The organism is Actinoplanes sp. NPDC051633 (genome assembly GCF_040681735.1).
In the GTDB taxonomy this organism is placed as follows: Bacteria; Actinomycetota; Actinomycetes; order Mycobacteriales; family Micromonosporaceae; genus Actinoplanes.
This window is the reverse complement of the sequence record NZ_JBFAZH010001330.1, coordinates 1-1952: the sequence shown is the minus strand read 5'-3', so window position 1 is coordinate 1952 and position 1952 is coordinate 1. Positions and strand designations below refer to the sequence as shown.

The window sequence follows — 1952 nt, the reverse complement described above, 5'->3', positions numbered from 1 at the left end:
GGATCGGGGTCTGTCATCGCCGTACAACCTACCCAGGAGGCATCGGAGGGGATCAACCCTCCGATCGGACGACAATCGATCCCCTGCATGACGCTCGGGGCCGGCCGCGACCACGGCCGGCCCCGTCACGCCGTCCTCAGCCGAGCTTCGTCTCGATCCAGGTGGCGACCCGCTCGGTGGTGGCGAAGACCGCACCGTCATGGGTTTCGCCCGGCAGCACTTCGTAGGTGACCGGCGCATTACCGCGCCGCTGCAACTGCTCGACCAGCATGTCGGTGATGAAGGCGGGCACCGCCTCGTCGTACTCGCCCTGGATCACCAGAATCGGCGCGCTGGACGGACGCCTCGCCGGGTCGCCCGTGGCCACCAGTTTGTTCACCACGGCAGCCGGCAAAGCGCCGTCCACTAGGAGGTCCTCCGGGTCTGTGATGTCGTCCTTGTCCGGCGCCGTCAGATCGTCGAACGCCTCGAGGACTTCGTAAAGGCAGCCGTTCTGCAGCGTCGCCATCCTCGCCGGCTCCTTCGCGGGCGGCGCGAACAACTCGGCCGGGTGCACCGTCGGGTCCACGGCGGCGAGGCCGAAGACGCCCATCACCAGGTAACCCTGTCCGGGGGTGCCGGGAATCAGTGCCGCGAGCGTCCGGAAGTTGGAGGCCGGCGCGATCGCGACGACGGTCTTCAAGGTCAGGTCGCCGTCGTAGGACGGCGCCAGCTCGCCCGTGAACAGCGCGCCCTGTCCGCCCTGCGAGTGCCCGTCCACCGCGTACGACTTGCTCAGCGACCCGTCCAGATAGCGGGCGGCCCGCACACTGTCGATGATCGACCGGGCCTCACTGTCGCCGACCAGGTAGGGGTGCGGCCCGGCCGTCCCCAGGCCGGGGTAGTCCGGAGCCGCGACGGTGTAGCCCTTGCGCAGCAGCGCGAGGACCGCCTGCCGCGCTTCCGGCCAGAACACCTCCCGGTTCTGCGACGGAGCACAGGCGTCGGCGATGCCGGTCGTGCCGTGTGCCCAGGCGACCACCTTCTTCTTCGGCGTGCCCTTCGGGGTCAGGATCAGCCCGGTCGCGGTGATCCGGGTGCCGTGGAGATCGGTCGTGACGTACTCGATGCGTTTCGCCGTGCCGCGCGTGGCCAGATCGCTGGGCAGCGTGAGGACGGCGGACTTCGTGACGGTGCCCGGCGCCGGCAACGCGGCGTCGGCGCTCGTCGGAGTGGCGATGGCTAGTAGGAGCGGGGCCAAGGTGATGATCAAGACTTTGCGCACCCGATCAGGCAAACGGACGATCGCGCCATGTTCTAGACCGCATGTGCGATGGTCTCGACATCGGACCGTTCGGCTGATTCGGGGGTAGCGAACGGGCTACCGAACGACGATCCTTGACGTAACACGATCGGGAGGAACCATGCGTATCAGCGATGTTCTCCGCGTGAAGGGTGATCAGGTCGTCACCGTTCCCCCGGATACCGATGTGGCCGGCCTGTTGAGCGTTCTGTCCGAGCACAAGATCGGCGCCGTCGTGGTGTCGGCCGACGGCACCGAGATCGCCGGCATCGTCAGCGAGCGGGACATCGTGCGGGCGCTGGCCGCGCGCGGCGCCGCGGTGCTGTCCGAGCCGGTCACCCGCATCGCCACCGCGCAGGTGCGCACGGTCTCGCCGGAGGCCTCCCTCGAGGAGGTCGAGCGGCTGATGACCGACGGCCGGTTCCGGCACGTGCCGGTGCTGGTGGGCGGCGCGCTGGGCGGCGTGGTGAGCATCGGCGACGTGGTGAAGAACCGGATCGACGAGCTCGAGGTGGAACGCAGAGAGCTCGCCGGCTACATCACCGGCGTGCGTCCCTGAGTTGCGATGGTGTGGGATCTGCCCGGTCAGCCGAGGTTCCGCGACAGCGCCTGATGCACCCCGGTGACGTCGTGACCGGCGTCGACGGCGCGCGCGGCGGCGACGGCGGAG

General features: G+C 69.2%; 2 protein-coding genes. One reads left to right on the top strand and one right to left on the bottom strand.

The window, feature by feature from the left end:
- Positions 1-136: 136 nt before the first annotated feature.
- Positions 137-1264 (bottom strand): alpha/beta fold hydrolase, encoded by a 1128-nt coding sequence (locus AB0M20_RS40645; RefSeq protein ID WP_364306541.1) that lies wholly within the window; start codon positions 1262-1264, stop codon positions 137-139.
- A gap of 139 nt (positions 1265-1403) precedes the next feature.
- Between AB0M20_RS40645 and AB0M20_RS40640 the strand changes: the two genes are divergently transcribed.
- Positions 1404-1841, top strand: a complete 438-nt coding sequence (locus AB0M20_RS40640; protein WP_364306539.1) for a CBS domain-containing protein — start codon at positions 1404-1406, stop codon at positions 1839-1841.
- Positions 1842-1952 lie beyond the last annotated feature (111 nt).